This is a genomic window from Cyanobium sp. Candia 9D4, assembly GCF_024346155.1.
In the GTDB taxonomy this organism is placed as follows: Bacteria; Cyanobacteriota; Cyanobacteriia; order PCC-6307; family Cyanobiaceae; genus Cyanobium; species Cyanobium minutissimum.
The window spans coordinates 590,107-606,169 of sequence record NZ_JAGQCK010000001.1 but is presented as its reverse complement, the minus strand read 5'-3'; the positions used below and the strand labels follow the sequence as shown (position 1 = coordinate 606,169).

Annotated in this window: 16 protein-coding genes; 7 read left to right on the top strand and 9 right to left on the bottom strand. The window is 72.3% G+C overall.

The window, feature by feature from the left end; genetic code table 11:
• Window positions 1–19: 19 nt before the first annotated feature.
• The 6 genes from KBZ08_RS03030 to KBZ08_RS03005 all read right to left on the bottom strand — a co-directional run bounded on the left by KBZ08_RS03030 (window position 20) and on the right by KBZ08_RS03005 (window position 4,823).
• Window positions 20–958, bottom strand: a complete 939-nt coding sequence (locus KBZ08_RS03030) for a glycosyltransferase family 2 protein (RefSeq protein ID WP_106219941.1) — start codon at window positions 956–958, stop codon at window positions 20–22.
• 108 nt (window positions 959–1,066) lie between these two features.
• Window positions 1,067–1,222 carry a hypothetical protein gene (locus tag KBZ08_RS03025; protein ID WP_011293689.1) on the bottom strand — a complete coding sequence of 52 codons (156 nt, stop codon included), beginning with the start codon at window positions 1,220–1,222 and terminating at the stop codon, window positions 1,067–1,069.
• Between the two features lie 42 nt (window positions 1,223–1,264).
• Window positions 1,265–2,008, bottom strand: coding sequence for a DevA family ABC transporter ATP-binding protein (locus KBZ08_RS03020; protein WP_254971237.1), 744 nt, complete (start codon window positions 2,006–2,008; stop codon window positions 1,265–1,267).
• A 21-nt stretch (window positions 2,009–2,029) separates the two neighbouring features.
• Window positions 2,030–3,196, bottom strand: a complete 1,167-nt coding sequence (gene devC / locus KBZ08_RS03015) for an ABC transporter permease DevC (protein WP_254971236.1) — start codon at window positions 3,194–3,196, stop codon at window positions 2,030–2,032.
• Window positions 3,193–4,059 (bottom strand): efflux RND transporter periplasmic adaptor subunit, encoded by an 867-nt coding sequence (locus KBZ08_RS03010; RefSeq protein ID WP_254971234.1) that lies wholly within the window; start codon window positions 4,057–4,059, stop codon window positions 3,193–3,195. Before KBZ08_RS03010 ends, devC begins: the two co-directional genes overlap by 4 nt.
• An 11-nt stretch (window positions 4,060–4,070) precedes the next feature.
• Complete coding sequence (locus tag KBZ08_RS03005) at window positions 4,071–4,823, bottom strand: phycocyanobilin:ferredoxin oxidoreductase (protein ID WP_254971233.1); 753 nt, start codon at window positions 4,821–4,823, stop codon at window positions 4,071–4,073.
• Window positions 4,824–4,895: 72 nt separating this feature from the next.
• On the opposite strand from KBZ08_RS03005, the gene KBZ08_RS03000 reads away from it, so the two are divergent.
• Window positions 4,896–6,140 (top strand): pitrilysin family protein, encoded by a 1,245-nt coding sequence (locus KBZ08_RS03000; protein WP_254971231.1) that lies wholly within the window; start codon window positions 4,896–4,898, stop codon window positions 6,138–6,140.
• Complete coding sequence (locus tag KBZ08_RS02995; protein ID WP_254971229.1) at window positions 6,137–7,507, top strand: pitrilysin family protein; 1,371 nt, start codon at window positions 6,137–6,139, stop codon at window positions 7,505–7,507. Before KBZ08_RS03000 ends, KBZ08_RS02995 begins: the two co-directional genes overlap by 4 nt.
• On the opposite strand, the gene KBZ08_RS16465 is transcribed toward KBZ08_RS02995, so the two are convergent.
• Window positions 7,467–7,799, bottom strand: coding sequence for a DUF3148 domain-containing protein (locus KBZ08_RS16465; RefSeq protein ID WP_315858465.1), 333 nt, complete (start codon window positions 7,797–7,799; stop codon window positions 7,467–7,469). The two genes, KBZ08_RS02995 and KBZ08_RS16465, sit on opposite strands and share 41 nt — an antisense overlap.
• Window positions 7,800–7,893: 94 nt before the next feature.
• On the opposite strand from KBZ08_RS16465, the gene KBZ08_RS02985 reads away from it, so the two are divergent.
• From KBZ08_RS02985 to KBZ08_RS02970, 4 genes are read left to right on the top strand one after another with little or no spacing between them, the layout of a single operon-like run.
• Window positions 7,894–8,475 carry a biotin transporter BioY gene (locus tag KBZ08_RS02985; protein ID WP_181280005.1) on the top strand — a complete coding sequence of 194 codons (582 nt, stop codon included), beginning with the start codon at window positions 7,894–7,896 and terminating at the stop codon, window positions 8,473–8,475.
• The gene (gene lspA, locus KBZ08_RS02980) at window positions 8,475–8,951 is read left to right on the top strand and encodes a signal peptidase II (RefSeq protein WP_106219933.1); all 477 of its coding nucleotides are present in this window, start codon (window positions 8,475–8,477) and stop codon (window positions 8,949–8,951) included. The genes KBZ08_RS02985 and lspA overlap by 1 nt, the downstream gene beginning before the upstream one ends.
• Entirely contained in the window at window positions 8,932–11,118 is a 2,187-nt protein-coding gene (locus KBZ08_RS02975) for a transglycosylase domain-containing protein (RefSeq protein ID WP_254971227.1), read from the top strand. The genes lspA and KBZ08_RS02975 overlap by 20 nt, the downstream gene beginning before the upstream one ends.
• On the top strand, window positions 11,115–12,710 hold the full coding sequence (locus KBZ08_RS02970; protein WP_254971225.1) for a YcjF family protein: 1,596 nt from the start codon (window positions 11,115–11,117) through the stop codon (window positions 12,708–12,710). Before KBZ08_RS02975 ends, KBZ08_RS02970 begins: the two co-directional genes overlap by 4 nt.
• A 116-nt stretch (window positions 12,711–12,826) precedes the next feature.
• On the opposite strand, the gene KBZ08_RS02965 is transcribed toward KBZ08_RS02970, so the two are convergent.
• Window positions 12,827–14,260: a pyridoxal-dependent decarboxylase gene (locus KBZ08_RS02965; RefSeq protein WP_254971223.1), complete on the bottom strand. Its 1,434-nt coding sequence runs from the start codon at window positions 14,258–14,260 to the stop codon at window positions 12,827–12,829.
• A gap of 83 nt (window positions 14,261–14,343) precedes the next feature.
• On the opposite strand from KBZ08_RS02965, the gene KBZ08_RS02960 reads away from it, so the two are divergent.
• Window positions 14,344–14,847 (top strand): nucleoside deaminase, encoded by a 504-nt coding sequence (locus KBZ08_RS02960; RefSeq protein WP_106219928.1) that lies wholly within the window; start codon window positions 14,344–14,346, stop codon window positions 14,845–14,847.
• 1 nt (window position 14,848) lies between these two features.
• On the opposite strand, the gene KBZ08_RS02955 is transcribed toward KBZ08_RS02960, so the two are convergent.
• Window positions 14,849–16,030, bottom strand: a complete 1,182-nt coding sequence (locus tag KBZ08_RS02955; RefSeq protein ID WP_254971221.1) for an alanine--glyoxylate aminotransferase family protein — start codon at window positions 16,028–16,030, stop codon at window positions 14,849–14,851.
• Window positions 16,031–16,063: the final 33 nt, after the last annotated feature.

Genomic DNA, 16,063 nt, shown 5'->3' with positions numbered 1-16,063 from the left:
CGGTGTTGGGGTTACCCCGTCAACCTACCAAATGGCCCTGCTGGCGGGCTTCGGCGTGGAGGGCCCGCACCCCGAAGCGGTTGAGGGGCAGCCGCAGCAGCTCCATTGCCAGGCCCGCCTGGCCACGGCGGATCAGCCAGCGCAGCAAGGGCCGCAGGCTGCGTTCATTGATCAGGCCGCCGAGGGTGAGCAGCTCCCAGAGCACCAGGTGCAGCCAGGTGTACTGGATGATGAAGCGCACCCGCCAGGTGGGGTGCTTGCGGTAGAAGACCAGACCCATCCGGGCCCGCTCCCGCTCCACCCGCACCAGATCGGGAATCTGCTCCAGACTCAGGGGTGGATGCCAGTGGTAGCCCACCGCCTCGGGGCAGCGCACCAGCCGCACGCCCATGCGGCGCAGCCGTTCGCCGAGTTCGAGGTCCTCCCAGCCGTAGAGACGGAAGCCGGTGTCGAACAGGCCCGACTGCTCCAGCACCCGGCGGTCGATCGCCACATTGCCGGTGGCGAAGTAGGCCCAGGAGAGGTCCCGCAGCTTGTGGGGCTCGGCGGTCGGGTCGTCGAAGTTGTGGGTGTTGATCACGGCGCCGTAGGTGAAGCAGAGCCGGTCGCCGCTCTCATCCCAGGACCGCGCCAGGGCTGTGGCGTGGTGCAGCAGGAACCGCTCCGTCACCACCAGGTCGCTGTCGATGAAGACGATCACATCGCCACGGGCCTCCTCCACGCCGCGGTTGCGCCCTTCGGCCGGACCGCCATGGTCCTGGCGGATCAGCCGCAGATGGGGAAAGGCAGTGGCGTGGGCATCCAGCCAGCGCACCGTGTCGTCGGTGGAGCCGTCGTCAACGAGCACCACCTCATAGGCCTGCAGGGGGCCGCCGGTCTCCTGGCGCTCCAGGGCCTGCAGGCACTGGCGCAGGATCGGCAGCCGGTTGTAGGTGGGGATGACGACGCTGATGAACATCGGGTGACGGTGTAAGGACCACGGTGGGGAGACCACGGTGGAGGGGCCATGAAAAAGGGGGGATCCGCAGCGAATCCCCCCGGTGCCGCCATGGCCGGACCGGTCCGGTCAGTCGGCGGCGCCGCCGTTGTTGGCCGTGCCGGTCACACCGTTGCCGGCCCCTTCACCGCGGCCGTCGTTGCGCAGCTTGCGCTTCTTGAACTTGCGGGCGTAGGCCCGGTTGCGCTCCTGCTTTTCCTTCTTGAGATTCCTGCGTTTCGACATAGGGGATGGGAGCCTTGAAAAGACTGGAAGATTCCACCCTACTCACCCGACCACGGCCTCCTGGGCCCAGAGCCGGCCGTCCTCCATCCGCACCAGGCGGTCGGCCACATCAAGGATGCGGGGATCGTGGGTCACCATCAGCACCCCGCAGCCCTCGTCGCGGGCCAGGCGCTGGAGCAGTTCCACCACCTCGCGGCCGGTGCGGCTGTCGAGGGCGGCGGTGGGTTCGTCGGCCAGGAGCAGGCGGGGGTGGGCGGCCAGGGCGCGGGCAATGGCCACCCGCTGCTTCTGGCCGCCGGAGAGGTCGTGGGGCAGCTTGCCCAGGTGATCGGAGAGGCCCACGGCCCGCAGCCATTCCCGTGAGAGGTCGCGGCGGGCGCGATAGCTCAGATCGGGCAGCAGGTCGGCCCCCATCTGCACGTTCTGCTCGGCGGTGAGGCAACGCAGCAGGTTGTGGCCCTGGAAGATCATGCCGACGCTGCGTCGCAGCAGCTGGCGCTCATGGCGGCTGGAGCCGTTCAGCTCGCAGCCCAGCACCCGCACCGACCCCTCCATCACCTGCCGCAGGGCCCCCACCAGGGTGAGCAGGGTGGTCTTGCCGCAGCCCGAGGGACCGGTGAGCAGCACCACCTCGCCGGGGTGGATCTCCAGGTCGATGCCCTGCAGCACCTGGCGCCGCATCGCGCCGGTGCCGTACCAGTGGCTGAGACGCCGCACCGCGACCGTGGCGGGGCCATCCCCGCTGGGGGCGGCGGCTGGGGCGGTTCCGGGCAGGAGGGTGGTCATCGGTTCGGAAGCAGGCTCGGCTCAGAAGATGTCGGCCGGATCGGCGTCGCCCAGCTTGCGCATCGCCATCGCCGCCGATCCCATGCACATCACCAGGATCATCAGGAAGACCGTCATGGCCCGGTCGCCGGCCATCGCCACGGGCAGCTTGGTGGCGGCATGGATGGCGGCGTACAGCACCTGACCGGCGGCGTAGGCCGGCAGGTAGCCGAAGATCGCCAGCAGCAGCCCCTCACGGGCCACCACGCCGAGCAGGGTGAGCAGGCTGTATCCCATGGCCATCAGGGTGGCGTACTCCGGCAGGTGGTCGCTCACATCCGAGTAGAGGATCTGATAGACGATCACGCAGCCCACCACGAAGCCCATGGCGGCGCCGAGGGTGAAGATGAAGCCGATGGCGGTGCTGGTGCGCCAGTAGTCCATCTCCAGATCCAGGAAGCCCTGCTTGGTGAGCACGGTGACGTCCTCCGGCAGCAACCGGCGCAGACGCTCTGCCACTTGGGCGGGGTCGGCTCCTGGACGCAGGCGGATCAGCCCCAGTTCGATGCTGCCGGGTGGATTGTTCGGCACCAGGCTCAGAAGGGTTTCCCGGCTGGTGAGGATGTTGCCGTCGGCGCCGAAGGAGGGTCCTGAGCTGAACAGCCCCGCCACTCGCAAGCGCTTGCCGCCCACCTCGCTCTCCACGACGCGGCCCTCCTTGAACCATTTCGCAACTGGTCCGAACTCATCCCGCGACAGGTCGTCGAAGAGAACGCGGCCCTTCTGGGTGAGGCGGGGGGCCAAGGCCGTGACGGCCGGATCGAGAAACAGGGGATCTCCCGGCTCGAATCCCAGGGCCAAGATGGCCCGGGTGCCCTTCGTCTGGGGGTTGCGCCAGAGCAAAAGATTCCAGTGAACCGGGGTGATGCCGGTCACGTCCGGATCGGCCAAGGCCTGCACCAGCCGTCGCTCAGGGAAGCCGGTCATGCTGATCGAGCTCTTGCTGCGGGGGCTGAGCAGCACCAGATCGGTGTCGAACAGCTTGTGCACCGTGACGCTGGAGTCGAACAGGGCGTCGCGGAAGCCCAGCTGCATGAACATCAGGATCCCGGCGAAGGTGATCCCGGCCAGGGCCACCGCCAGGCGCATCGGCTGGCGGGTGAGCAGCAGCCAGGCCAGCGGGATGCGGCGTCCCTGCCAGAGGGTCATGGCTGCATGCGGGCGATGACCTTCAGGCCGCTGAGGTCGGCGACTCTGGCTCCATCCTGGGGATCGAGACGCACCCGCACTTCGACGACGCGGGCATCGGCATCGCCAGTGGGATCGGTGGAGAGCACCTCCCGCTGGCGGACCTGGGGACTGATGCGCCGCACGGTGCCCCGGAGCGTGCCGTCGAAGCCGCCGTTCTCACTGGTCAGGGTGACGGCCTGGCCGACCCGGACCCGGTCGATGTCGCTCTCGTAGACCTCCACGGAGGCCTCCATGCGGTCGCTGGCCCCCAGCTCGAGGATGCCCTTGTCCCCGGGTCGTTCGCCGACGCGGGACTGGATGCGCAGCACGGTGCCGTCGATCGGGGCCCTCAGTTCGGTGTTGACCAGATCGGTGCCGGCCTTGACCAGCGAGGCCCTGGCCTCCTGCAGCTGGCCCTGGAGTTCCAGGGTGCGCTGCTCGAGCACATCGAGATCCGCGGCGGAATAGGCGCCATCGCTGGCCAGCTTGCGGTAGCGCGCCAGGTCCCGGGTCTGGATCGTGAGGCGGCGGCTGAGGTTGGCGATCCGGGTGCGGATCAGCTCCAGCTCCGCCCGCTGCAGCGGCTGGTTGTCAAAGCGGGCCAGCAGCTGGCCGGCCCGCACCCGATCGCCCTCCGCCACCAGCAGCTCGGTGATGCGGGGGCTGCCCCCGATGCCGGTGATCGGCGCCGCCAGGACGCGCACGTCACCGTCGGGCTCCAGCTGCCCCAGGGCCGCCACGGCCTCCACCGGCGCCGGCGGCCGGGCGACGGCGGCCGCCGGGGGTCTGGCGGGCTGGAGGCGCTGATAGAGCACGACACCTCCCACCACCAGGCCGACCACGCCGGCAACGATCAGGCCGTTGCGGAGGGGACCGGTGGGTCGTCGAAGAGCAGGTCCTCGATGTAGCGGTCGGCCCACTGGGGGTTGAAGGCCTTCTCCAGCACCCTCCGGGTCTTGTCGTTTTGTTTCTGTTGCTTGCAATACCTCAACTGCCCGCGCCATCGCGCAACCGTAGCTGGATCGTCAGGAGCTTGGGAAGGGCTGGTCGCGGCCGCTGCCGCCAGCACGCCGAGGAAGGTGGCCACCTCCTCGACGAACCCCCGCTCCTCCGCCTCCGACTCCGGCCGCACGAACAGGACGTGGGGGGAGAAGATCGAGCCCCAGGGGGGCAGCTCGCGCACCTGGGCGAAGGCGGGCCGGTCGCGACCGGCCAGGGCCTCGGCGATGGGCTCCGGCAGGGTCTCCCCCACCGGCGAGAGGTCGACGATCGCGGCGCTCACCCCGCCCCGACCCGCGACGATGTCGGCGCCGAACACCGGCAGGTCGTGGCGGGGGTCGGGGAAGAAGACGCAATGGAGGATCTGCAGCCCGGCCCCGAGGCGCGCCGTTTCCAGGTGCAGCTTGCGCAGGCCCCGGCAGCGATGCACCTCGTTGCGGATGAACAGAGCATCCCCGTCCAGGCTGCCGCTGATCGCCTCCAGTTCGGGGTCGATCGCCAGGGGGGCCAGATCCGGCAGAGCGTTGCGACAGAGCCGGATCCGCTCCGCCAGGGCATCCACCAGGGGATGGATGCCACCGTCGACGGCCGGAGCGACCTCACCCATGGACACGGCGTCACAGCAGAATGCGGATCCTGCCATGCATCCGTGAGCGATTCCCTGGGTTGTTGCGGGTCCTTGCTGCCCGGTCTGGCCGCCCCCGTCAGCCACACCCTCGCCAACGGGGTCGAACTGGTGCAGCTCGACCTGCCGGATGCCCCCCTGGTCTGCCTGGATTTCTGGTGTCGCGCCGGCAGCGCCTTCGAGGGGCCCTCGGAGAGCGGCCTGGCCCATTTCCTCGAGCACATGGTGTTCAAGGGCAGCGACGGGCTGGCGGCCGGGGAGTTCGACCGCCGCATCGAGGCCCTGGGGGGCAGCAGCAACGCCGCCACCGGCTTCGATGACGTCCACTTCCACGCCCTGATGCCGCCGGAGGGGGCGGCCGAAGCCCTCGATCTGCTGATGGATCTGGTGCTCCAGCCCCGGCTTGACCCCGACAGCTTCGCCATGGAGCGGCAGGTGGTGCTGGAGGAGCTGGCCCAGAGCGAGGACCAGCCGGAGGAGGTGGCCCTGCAGCGGCTGCTGTCCCTGGCCTGTCCCGACCACCCCTATGGACGGCCGATCCTGGGGCGGCGCCAGGAGCTGCTCGACCATGACCCGGCCGCCATGGCGGCGTTCCACCGGCGCCAGTACGCCGCCGGCCGCTGCGTGCTGTCTCTGGCCGGGGCCGTCGGCGACGGCGCCCTGATTCAGCGGGCCGCGAGCGGTCCACTGGCCTCCCTGGCGGCGAGCGACGTGCCGATGGTGCCGGCGGAGCTGCGGGTCACCCCGGGGCTGCATCGGCTGGCGGTGCCGCGGCTCGAGGCCGCCCGGCTGCTGATGCTGTGGTGGCTGCCGCCCGCCGCCGATCTGGAGGCCATGGCCGGGGCCGACCTGGGCACCACCGTGCTGGCGGAAGGGCGCCGCAGCCGCCTGGTGGAGCGACTGCGGGAGCAGCTGCAGATCGTGGAGAGCATCGATCTGGATCTCCATGCCATGGAGGGCGGCAGCATCGCCCTGCTGGAGGCCGTCTGCGATCCCGAGGAGCTGGGGGAGGTGCGGCAGGCCATCGATCAGGTGTGGCAGGAGCTCCGCCAGGACGTCCTGGGTGAGCAGGAATGGGGGCGGGCCCGGCGCCTTGTCGCCAACGGCTACCGCTTCTCCCTGGAATCCCCCGGCGGCGTGGCCTCCCTGATCGGCAGTGGCCGCCTCTGGGGCCGGCCCCAGGCTCTCGGCCATCCCCTGGAACTGCTGGAGCGCTGGTCGCCGGAGCGGCTCCAGGAGCAGATGCTGCCGCTGCTGGATCCGGCCCTGGCCTGCGTGCTCGAGGCGGTGCCGGCATGAGCATCGCCCCACCCCCCGGCAACCACCCCCCCGGCAGGCCCACGCCTGGCAGCCCCCCGACCGGCGGCGAGGACAGCCGCACCCTGGAGGGCGGCCTGCCGCTGCGGATCCTGCACCGACCCGGACCGGCGATCCTGGCAGCACGCCTGGCCATTCCAGGCGGCAGCGGCCATGACCCCGCCGGCGCCCGCGGCGCCCACCAGCTGCTGGCGGGCAGCATGACGCGGGGCTGCGGCGCGCTCGATGCCGAGGCCCTCGCCGACTGTGTCGAGGGGGCCGGTGCGGCCCTGCGGGTGGAAGCCCACGAAGATGGCCTGGTGCTGGCCCTGAAGTGCGCCGCCGACGACGCCACCACCCTGGTACCCCTGCTGCTGGCGATGGCTCGGCGTCCCCGGCTCGCGGCCGACCAGGTGGCCATCGAGCGCCAGCTCAACCTGCAGCTGCTGCAGCGCCAGAAGGAGGACCCCTTCCAGCTGGCCCATGACCAGCTGCGCCGGCTGCTCTACGGCGACGGCCCCTACGGCCACGACCCGCTCGGGATCGAAGCCGAGCTGGCCGGCCTCGGGCCGGAGGAGCTGCGGCCCCTGGTGGAACGGCTCGGCAGCGACGGCGCCGTCCTGGTGCTCTGCGGCGATGCCCCGCCCGAACTGGGGGAGGTGCTGGAGCGCGAGCTGGCGGTGGCGCCCTGGAGCACCCGCCCGCCCCGGCTCCGGCCCTTCGACGGCCCGCCGCCGGCCACCGGCCACCACGCCCAGCAGGTCCAGGACACCGAGCAGGTGGTGCTGATGCTGGGGGCCGCGACCGTTCCCCTGGCCCATCCCGACGCCCTGGCCCTGCGGCTGCTGCAGGCCCACCTGGGCCTCGGCATGTCCAGCCGCCTGTTCGTGACGATGCGGGAGGAGCGCGGCCTGGCCTACGACGTCGGTGTGCACCTGCCGGCCCACAGCGGAGCACCGCCGTTCGTCATGCACCTGTCCACCTCGGCTGAGCGCGTGGCGGAGGCCACCACCTGCCTGCTGGACGAATGGGATCGGCTGCTGAGCGAGCGCCTCGATGAAAGCTCACGGCTGCTGGCTCTGGCCAAGTTCCAGGGGCAGGACGCCATGGGGCGACAGACCTGCTCCCAGATCGCCGAACGGCAGGCCCTGGTGCTCAGCCACGGCCTGCCCGCCGACCACGTGCGCCGGGTGCTGGAGCGGGCGCCGAGCCTCGACGCCGAGGACCTGCGCGCCGCCGCCCGTCGCTGGCTCACCACCCCGTCCCTGAGCCTGGTGGGCCCGGCACCGGCCCTGGAGCAGGCGCACCGGGCCTGGCTCGACCACGACCTCAGCCGTCGGCCGGAGCGGGCTCCAGATCCGTCGCGTTGATCAGGAAGGTGCCGCGGCGGAAGCGGATGGCCCGCAGATCCAGGGCCCTGATCTCCACCACGCGCCCCACCTCCCCGGGATCCACCAGGTCCGGCGGGCGCAGCATCGGCATCGGGTCGGCGGTCTTGAGGTAGCGCAGCGGCTGGCGCAGCCGCACCGCATCCCCCAGGTGGATCTCCACCGGCGGATCCGGCGGCGCCGTCGCCTCGGGGGTCGCCTCGGGGGTCGCCTCGGGAGTCGCCATGGTGGCCGCCTCGGGGGCGGACGGCTCGGTGGGGGTGGAATCCGGCATCGGGGCGGGGGGTCCGGCGCTTCGGGTGCCCGGCGGGCGGGCGGGGGGGGGCCCTTCTCAGCCGAACCTAGCTGCAGCAGGATGGGCGCCAGCCATGGACGGTGCATTGCGGGCCCTTGCCACCTGGAGCGGAGCGATCGCCGGCCTGCTCCTGATTCTTGTCGGCGGTCTGGTGCCGGCGGCCTTTCCGGTCCATGAGGCGACGGGCTGGGCCGTGCGTCCGCTCGGCATCACCCTGCAGGTGCCGGCCCTGCTGCTGACGGCCCTGGTGTGCGGCCCCCGCAGTGCCACCCTGGCCGCCGTGGCCTATCTCAGTGTCGGTCTGTTCCAGCTGCCGGTGTTCCACGAAGGGGGCGGCATCGGCTACCTGCTCGATCCGGGCTTCGGCTACCTGGCGGGCTTCCTGCCGGCCGCCTGGATCACCGGCAAGCTGGCCCGCCAGCCGGGCATGGACGACCCCCTCACCCTGGCCGGCGCCGCCGCCATCGGTCTGGTGGTGCTCCATCTCTGCGGCCTGGCCAACCTGCTCCTCGGCAGCCTGGCCGGCCGCTGGGGCGGCGGCACCCTGACGCTGGTGGTGGGCTACAGCCTGGCCCTGCTGCCCCAGCTGCTGCTCTGCTGCTCCGCCGGCGTCCTGGCCTGGCTGCTGCGCCGTCTGCTGCTGGTGCCCTCGTGATGGCGCGAACGCTGCGACCGCGGCTGGCCCCCCTGCTGCTGGCGGCCCTCGCTGTGGGGCTGGATCAGCTCAGCAAACGCTGGGCCCTTGAGCACCTGGCCAGCGGCAGCATCCAGCCGCTGCTGCCTGGCCTGCTGCAACTGCAGCGCGTCAGCAACACCGGAGCGGCCTTCAGCCTTTTCGCCGGGGCGCCGAACCAGCTGGGTCTGGTGAGCGCCCTGGTGAGCCTCGGCCTGCTGTTCTGGATCCTCTGGCGTCCCCCCGCCGGCCTCTGGAACGTGCTGGCCCTCGGTCTTCTGCTCGGGGGCGCCGTCGGCAACGGCATCGACCGCTGGCGCCACGGGGCCGTGGTGGACTTCCTGGAGTTCGTCCCGATCCATTTCCCGATCTTCAATCTCGCCGACGTCGCCATCAACCTGGCCGTCGCCTGCTTCCTCATCGACCTGCTGCGACCCCATGCCGACCGCCATCCTTGAAGGGCTGGAGCAGCGGCTGCGGCCCCGGGGCCCCGGCCCCCGGCTCACGGTGCTGCGGCCCGGTCTGCCGGATCTGGAACAGCCCCTGCACGGCAGCGTCTACCGGATCGGCCGGGCCGCCGACAACGCCATCGTCATCGACCACACGGCGGTCAGCCGCCACCACGCCCTGCTGGAGAACCACGGCGGGCATTGGCTGCTGAGCGACGCCGGCTCCACCAACGGGCTGTGGTGGCGGGGCCGGAGGGTGCGGGAGCTGGTGCTGCGCGAGGGGGACCGGGTGCGCTTCGGGCCCGCCGATCAGGCGGATCTGCCCACGCTGCTGTTCGAGCGCGACGGCAGCACCCGCCTCGACCGGATCGGCCGTTGGGGGGCGCTGGCTGCGGCGGCCGTGGCCGGCGGCGGCGGCCTGCTGCTGGCCCTGTCCCTGCTCCAGGTGCCCACCCGGGGCAGCCTGGCGACGGTGCGGGGGCCCCTGCTCCTCTACGACCGCAACGACCGACCGGTGGCCTCCGTGGCGGATCGCAAGCGTCGCGAGCTTCCCGAGCTGGGGGCCTATCCGCCGCTGCTGATCGATGCCCTGCTGGCCAGCGAAGACAACCGCTTCTGGTGGCATCCGGGCGTCGACCCGATCGGCACCGCCCGGGCCCTGGTCACCAACCTCCTGGGGGGCCGGGTGCTCGAGGGCGGCAGCACCCTCACCCAGCAGATCGCCCGCAGCCTTTACCCGGAGCAGGTGGGGCAGGGGGAGACCCTGGGGCGCAAATGGCGGGAGCTGCTGGTGGCCCTGCAGCTGGAGGCCCGCTTCAGCAAGGAGGAACTGCTGCTCAGCTACCTCAACCGGGTCTATCTCGGGGCGGTCTGGGGATTCGAGGACGCCTCCCGGCGCTTCTTCAGTCGCCCCGCCTCGGCGCTGAAGCTCGAGGAGGCCGCCCTGCTGGTGGGCCTGCTCCCCTCCCCGAACGGCTACGACCCCTGCGTCGATCCCGCGGCGGCCCTGGCCTCCCGCAACCAGGTGCTCGACAAGATGGCCGCCACCGGCCGGATCTCCGCCGACCAGGCCCGGCGGGCCCGGCGTCAGCCGATCCGGCTGGCTGCGGATGCCTGCCGTTCCGCCCAGCAGCGCGGGGCGCCCTTCTACACCGACCAGGTGCGCCGCGACCTGGAGAACCAGGTGGGCAAGGCGGTGGCCGCCGAGGGCAACTTCCTGATCGACACCCACCTCGATCCGCTGCTGCAGGAGCGGGTCGAGCTGCTGCTGCGCCAGCGCATCGACGCCAGCCGATCCCTGGGGGTGAGCCAGGGGGCGGTGGTGGTGCTCGACAGCCGCAGCGGCGGGATCCGCGCCATCGCCGGCGGCCGGGACTACCTGCAGAGCCAGTTCAACCGGGCCTCGATGGCCCTGCGCCAGCCCGGCAGCACCTTCAAGCTGGTGCCCTACGTCGTCGCCCTGGAGCGGGGCGCCCGGCCCGGGGACCGGGTCGGCTGCGGGCCGCTGGACTGGGGCGGCCAGCACTTCAGCAGCGGCTGCGGCGGCAGCCTCAGCCTGCGCCAGGCCATGGCGATCAGCAGCAACACCGCCGCCCTGCGGCTGGCCCGCAAGGATGGGCTCGATGCCGTTGTCAGCAAGGGCCGGGACCTGGGCTTCACCAGCCCCCTGGCGCCGGTGCCGGGACTGGCCCTGGGCCAGAGCGAGGTGACCCTGCTGGAGCTCACCGCTGCCTACGCCGCTGTCGCCGCCGATGGACTCTGGCGGGCCCCGACCACGATCCGGCGACTCACCGACGCCGAGGCCTGCCCCGCCCCCCGGACGGGGGGGGCGCCGGGCGGGGCCGATTGCCGGGCCTCCGCCGGCAGCTCCAGGGCCGTCAGCAACCCGGGACGGCGGGTGATGAGCCCGGCCACCGCCAAGGCGATGCGGACCCTGCTGGAGGCGGTGGTCAGCGGCGGCACCGGCAGCGCCGCCTACGTGGGCGCCGGCAGCTGGGGCAAGACCGGCACCACCAACGAGGGCCGGGACCTGCTGTTCGTGGGCTACGCCCCCCGGCGCCAGTGGGTGATCGGCATCTGGCTGGGCAATGACGACAACAGCCCCAGCGCCGCCAGCAGCGCCCTGGCGGCCTCCCTGTTCGGCGAGATCGTGCGTTCCGCACCGCCGGGACCGTGAAACTGCCGCCGCGGCTCTGGATCTGGGTCTTTCTGGGTCTGCTGGTGCTGGTGGTGCTGGGCCTGGTGCTGCAGGCGATCCAGCAGCTGCAGTGGACCCTGAGCACCTGGCTGCCCTACTGGATGGTGGGGCCGCTGATGCTGATCCTGCTGGCGGCCCTGGCGGTGGCCCTGGCCCAGGTGGGCTGGCCCTGGCTGCGGCGGCTGCGGCAGGGTGGGGCGTCTGGGCCCGGCAGATCCGCCCCGGCGGCGGTCCCCTCCAGCCGCCGGGAGGCGGCCCAGCGGAACCTGGGCGCCATCGACCGCACCCTGGCCCAGGTGCGCGACGCGGTGGAGCGGGAGGCCCTGCGCCAGGAACGGCAGCGGATGGAGGCGGAGCTGGAGCGCGGCGACCTGGTGATCGTCGTGTTCGGCACCGGCTCGACCGGCAAGACCTCCCTGATCCGGGCCCTGCTGCGGGAGCTGGTGGGGGAGGTGGGGGCACCGATGGGTTCCACCACCGCCGCCAGCCGCTACCGGCTGCGGCTGAAGGATCTGAGCCGGGCCGTGATCCTGGAGGACACCCCGGGCATTCTCGAAGCGGGCCGCCAGGGCCGGGAGCGGGAGCGCCTGGCCCGGGAGCTGGCCGCCCGGGCGGACCTGCTGCTGCTGGTGCTGGACGGCGACCTGCGCGCCAGCGAGCTGGAGGTGTTCGAGGCCCTGGCGGGGCTGGGCAAGCGACTGCTGGTGGTGCTCAACAAATGCGACCTGCGCGGCGAGGAGGAGGAGCGTCGCCTGCTGGCGCTGCTGCGGCAGCGCACCGCCGCGCGCCTTGGTCCCGAGGATGTGATCCCCGTCAGCGCCGCCCCCCAGAGCGTGCCGATGCCGGGCGGGCGGCCGCTGCAGCCGGAGCCGGAGGTGGAGGCCCTGCTGCGCCGCATCGCCGCCGTCTTGCATGCCGACGGGGAGGAACTGATCGCCGACAACCTGCTGCTGCAGTGCCGTCGCCTCAGCCAGGCCAGCCAGGATCTGCTCGATCGCCAGCGCCGCAGCGATGCGAGCACGATCGTCGACCGCTACATGTGGATCGGCGCCGGGGTGGTGATGGTGACGCCGCTGCCGGGCATCGACCTGCTCGCCACCGCCGCGGTGAACGCCCAGATGGTGGTGGAGATCGGCCGGGTCTACGGCGTCAGCCTCAGCCGCGAAAGCGCCCAGGATCTGGCCCTGTCGGTGGGCCGCACCCTGGCGGGCCTCGGCCTGGTCAAGGGGGGGGTGGGCCTGATCACCTCGGCCCTGAGCCTCAACCTGCCCGCCCTGGTCGTCAGCCGGGCGGTGCAGGCCGTCAGCGCCGCCTGGCTCACGCGGGTGGCGGGCCGCAGCTTCATCACCTACTTCCGCCAGAACCAGGACTGGGGGGATGGCGGACTGCAGGAGGTGCTGCAGCGCGAGTACGACCTCAACCAGCGGGAGGGGATGCTACGCCGCTTCCTGGAGACGGCCCTCAGCCGGGTGGTGGAACCGCTGCAGCAGCGGCAGGCGCGGCGGCTGCCGCCACGCCCAGGGCCTCGGGGGGCGGGGGCAGGAGGGGACCGCGGGAATCCAGGACGGTGATCAGCACCAGGTAGGCCACCCCGATCAGGATCGAGAGGGCCCCGGTGAGGATCGCCACCCAGCGGCCGCGGCGGTCGGTGACGGGGCGCGGCGGCGGCACGGGGGTCTGGTTAGGGTCAGCCATGGTCGGCCTCCGCCAGGCTCCGCTGCACCACCAGGGCGAGCCGCTCCAGGTGCTCGCTGCCCGTGTGGGGGTTGCCCAGCACCGCCTTGAGGTGGTGGAGCCCCCGATAGACGGGCCGCGACAGCATGAGCTGCTCTCCCAGCAGGGCCGCCCGGGTGGCCGCGCTCCAGCGCTCGGCGCCGGCGGCGCCTGAGCCCTCGGGACGGAAGGCGAGCAGGTGCAGGGGGCCGCTGCAGAGGGCCAGGCCGCCGATGGCCCGCAGCCGCCGTTCCAGCTCCCTGCGGCGCTGGACGGCCGCGTCAATCAGGGCGGCCATGCCTTCGAGGCCCAGCTGGCGCAGCCCCAGCCAGAGCTTGAGGATCTCCCCCGGCCGGGTGCCCTGGAGGCCCGCCTCCCCCTGGTGGCCGCCGCCCCAGCTGGGCTCCATGTAGGGCAGGCCGGTGCTGAAGGCGCGCTGGAGGTGGCGGGGGTCGGCCAGCAGCAGCAGGGAGGAGGTCTTGGTGATGCCCAGCAGCTTCTGGGGATTGACCGTGATCGAATCGGCCAGCCCCAGGCCGCCCAGAAGGGGAGCGAGCCTCTCGCTGAAGGCGAAGATCGCCCCGATGGCCCCGTCCACGTGCAGCCAGTGGCCGTGACGGCGGCAGAGGGCGGCGATGGGCTCCAGGGGATCGAGGGCGCCCCGCACGGTGGTGCCGGAGGTCGCCACCACCGCGATCACGGGGACGCCGGCCCGATCGAGGCGGGCCAGCCTCTCCTCGAGGGCCAGGGGGTCGAGGGCGCCGGCGGCGGTCACCGGCAGCCGCACGAGGGCCTCGGCCGGCAGGCCCATCACGGCCACGGCCTTGATCAGGGACACGTGGGCCTCCTCGCTGCAGAGAACCACCGCGTCGCTCCGGGAGGCCAGACCCCGCCGGTGGCGGGCGGTGACCAGGGCCATCAGGTTGCTGAGGCTGCCGCCGCTGGCCGCCACACCGCCGGAGCCCTCGGGCAGGCCGAGACGTCCCGCGATCCAGGCGCACAGGGCCCGCTCCAGGCGGCTCAGGCTGGGGGAGAGTTCCTCGGCCAGCAGATTGTTGTTCAGCCCGGCACAGATCAGGTCGGCCACGATCGAGGCCGACAGGGGCGGCGGGTCGAGGTGGGCCAGGGCGCCGGGATGGTTGGGGTTGTAGGCCCCCTCCATCACAAGCTGCAGATCGGCCAGCAGCCGGTCGCTGCCCAGGCCCTCGGCCTCCGGCTCCACCACCGGCAGCACGCTCAGCCCGGGCAGGGGTGTGCCGTGGCCGGCCTGACCCAGCCAGCGGCACAGCAGGCCGGACGCCTGCTGCAGAAAAGCCTCCAGGGCCGGATCCACCTGGAACGGATCCACGAAGGAGCCGCACTCCCTGGGGGGCGGCGCTGGCCGCGGGGCGGGGGGGACGCTGGCCAACGGCGACGGTGGGGGCTTCGGCATTCTGCCGCTTGCCCCTCCGGAGGCATGGCTAGAAGGACTTCATCCTGCATGACGCGTCCATGCTGAATGACGCCGCCAGCCTGCTGTGGATGGAGCGGCTGCTGCGCCTCGCCGACGTGGTCGGGGCGGGGGGGGAGATCCCGGTGGCGGCGGCCTTGCTGGATGAGGCCGGCCGCTGTGTGGGCTGGGGCAGCAACCGGCGCCACCGGCGGGCGGACCCCCTCGGGCACGCCGAACTGCTGGCCCTGCGCCGGGCAGCGGCCACCCGGGGCGACTGGCGCTTCAATGGCTGCACCCTGCTGGTGACCCTCGAGCCCTGCCCGATGTGCGCCGGCGCCCTGATCCAGGCGCGGGTGGGCACGGTGATCTACGGGGCGGCCGATCCGAAGCGGGGCGGCCTCGGCGGCAGCCTGGATCTGTCGCGCCACCCCAGCGCCCACCACCACATGGTGGTGCGGGGGGGCGTGCTGGGGGAGCGGGCCGGGGAGCAGCTGGAGACCTGGTTCCGGCAGCGGCGCCGGGCCAGGCAGGCGTTACGGACCGGGGGAGAGGGGCCTGCCTGACTCAGGCGACACCGGCCGCGACCGCCGCCGGCGACGGGCGGAAGGCGGGCAGCTCGCTCTCGAAGATGGCCAGCAGCCGGTCGACATTTTCCGGGGTGCTGTTGTAGCCCATCAGGCCGATGCGCCACACCTTGCCGGCCAGGTCCCCCAGCCCGCCGCCCACTTCAATGCCGAAGCGATCGAGAAGGTGGCGGCTGAAGGCCTTGCCGTCGACCCCTTCCGGAATCCGGACCGTGGTGAGGGTGGCCAGCCGCAGGGGTTCGCTGACGTGCAGTTCCAGGCCCAGCCGTTCCAGGCCGGCCCAGAGACGCTCGGCGTTGCGGCGGTGGCGGGCCCAGGCGGCCTCCAGCCCCTCCTCGGCCAGCAGCCGCAGGGCTTCCCGCATGCCGAAGTTCATGTTCACCGGCGCCGTGTGGTGGTACACCCGGTCGCTGCCCCAGTACTTGTTCAGCAGGGAGACATCCAGGTACCAGTTCGGCACCTTGCCGGTGCGGGCGGCCAGCTTCGCCTCGGCCCGGGGGCCCATGGTGAAGGGGCCCAGTCCGGGGGGGCAGCTGAGGCCCTTCTGGCTGCAGCTGTAGGCGAGATCCACCTGCCAGGCGTCGATGTGCAGCGGCACCGCCCCGAGGGAGGTGACCGTATCCAGCAGCAGCAGGCAGTCGTGCCGGCGGCAGAGCTCGCCGATGCCCTCCATCGGCTGGCAGACCCCGGTGGAGGTCTCGGCGTGGACCATGGCCAGGATGGCGGGCTTGTGGGCGATCAGGGCCGCCTCGATCTCGGCCAGGTCGAAGGCCTCGCCCCAGGGCCGTTCGATGGTGGCCACCTCGGCCCGGTAGCGACCGGCCATGTCGACCAGGCGCTGACCGAAGTAGCCCATCACCGCCACCAGCACCTTGTCGCCGGGTTCGATGGTGTTGGCCAGGGTCGCCTCCATGGCGGCGCTGCCGGTGCCGCTCATCGGGATGGTGAGCCGGTTGTCGGTCTGCCAGGCGTAGCGGAGCAGTTCCTGCACCTCACCCATCAGATCGATGTAGAGGGGATCCAGGTGGCCGATCGGCATCCGGGCAAGGGCCTGCAGCACCGTGGGGTGGGCGTTGGAGGGACCCGGACCGAGCAGCAGACGCTCGGGGGTGGCGATGGGGTCCAGGGTGAGGCGGTGGGCGCTGCTGACGGATGGAGGCACTGGGAGAGGAGGCAAGACCTGGCGGGGCGGCAG

What these genes read in the sequence shown, in the direction of transcription:
- KBZ08_RS03030 (WP_106219941.1), bottom strand. Translation starts at nt 958, where the DNA reads ATGTTCATCAGCGTCGTCATCCCCACCTACAACCGGCTGCCGATCCTG.
- KBZ08_RS03025 (WP_011293689.1), bottom strand. Translation starts at nt 1,222, where the DNA reads ATGTCGAAACGCAGGAATCTCAAGAAGGAAAAGCAGGAGCGCAACCGG.
- KBZ08_RS03020 (WP_254971237.1), bottom strand. Translation starts at nt 2,008, where the DNA reads ATGACCACCCTCCTGCCCGGAACCGCCCCAGCCGCCGCCCCCAGCGGG.
- devC (WP_254971236.1), bottom strand. Translation starts at nt 3,196, where the DNA reads ATGACCCTCTGGCAGGGACGCCGCATCCCGCTGGCCTGGCTGCTGCTC.
- KBZ08_RS03005 (WP_254971233.1), bottom strand. Translation starts at nt 4,823, where the DNA reads ATGGGTGAGGTCGCTCCGGCCGTCGACGGTGGCATCCATCCCCTGGTG.
- KBZ08_RS02995 (WP_254971229.1), top strand. Translation starts at nt 6,137, where the DNA reads ATGAGCATCGCCCCACCCCCCGGCAACCACCCCCCCGGCAGGCCCACG.
- KBZ08_RS16465 (WP_315858465.1), bottom strand. Translation starts at nt 7,799, where the DNA reads ATGCCGGATTCCACCCCCACCGAGCCGTCCGCCCCCGAGGCGGCCACC.
- KBZ08_RS02985 (WP_181280005.1), top strand. Translation starts at nt 7,894, where the DNA reads ATGGACGGTGCATTGCGGGCCCTTGCCACCTGGAGCGGAGCGATCGCC.
- lspA (WP_106219933.1), top strand. Translation starts at nt 8,475, where the DNA reads ATGGCGCGAACGCTGCGACCGCGGCTGGCCCCCCTGCTGCTGGCGGCC.
- KBZ08_RS02975 (WP_254971227.1), top strand. Translation starts at nt 8,932, where the DNA reads ATGCCGACCGCCATCCTTGAAGGGCTGGAGCAGCGGCTGCGGCCCCGG.
- KBZ08_RS02960 (WP_106219928.1), top strand. Translation starts at nt 14,344, where the DNA reads ATGCTGAATGACGCCGCCAGCCTGCTGTGGATGGAGCGGCTGCTGCGC.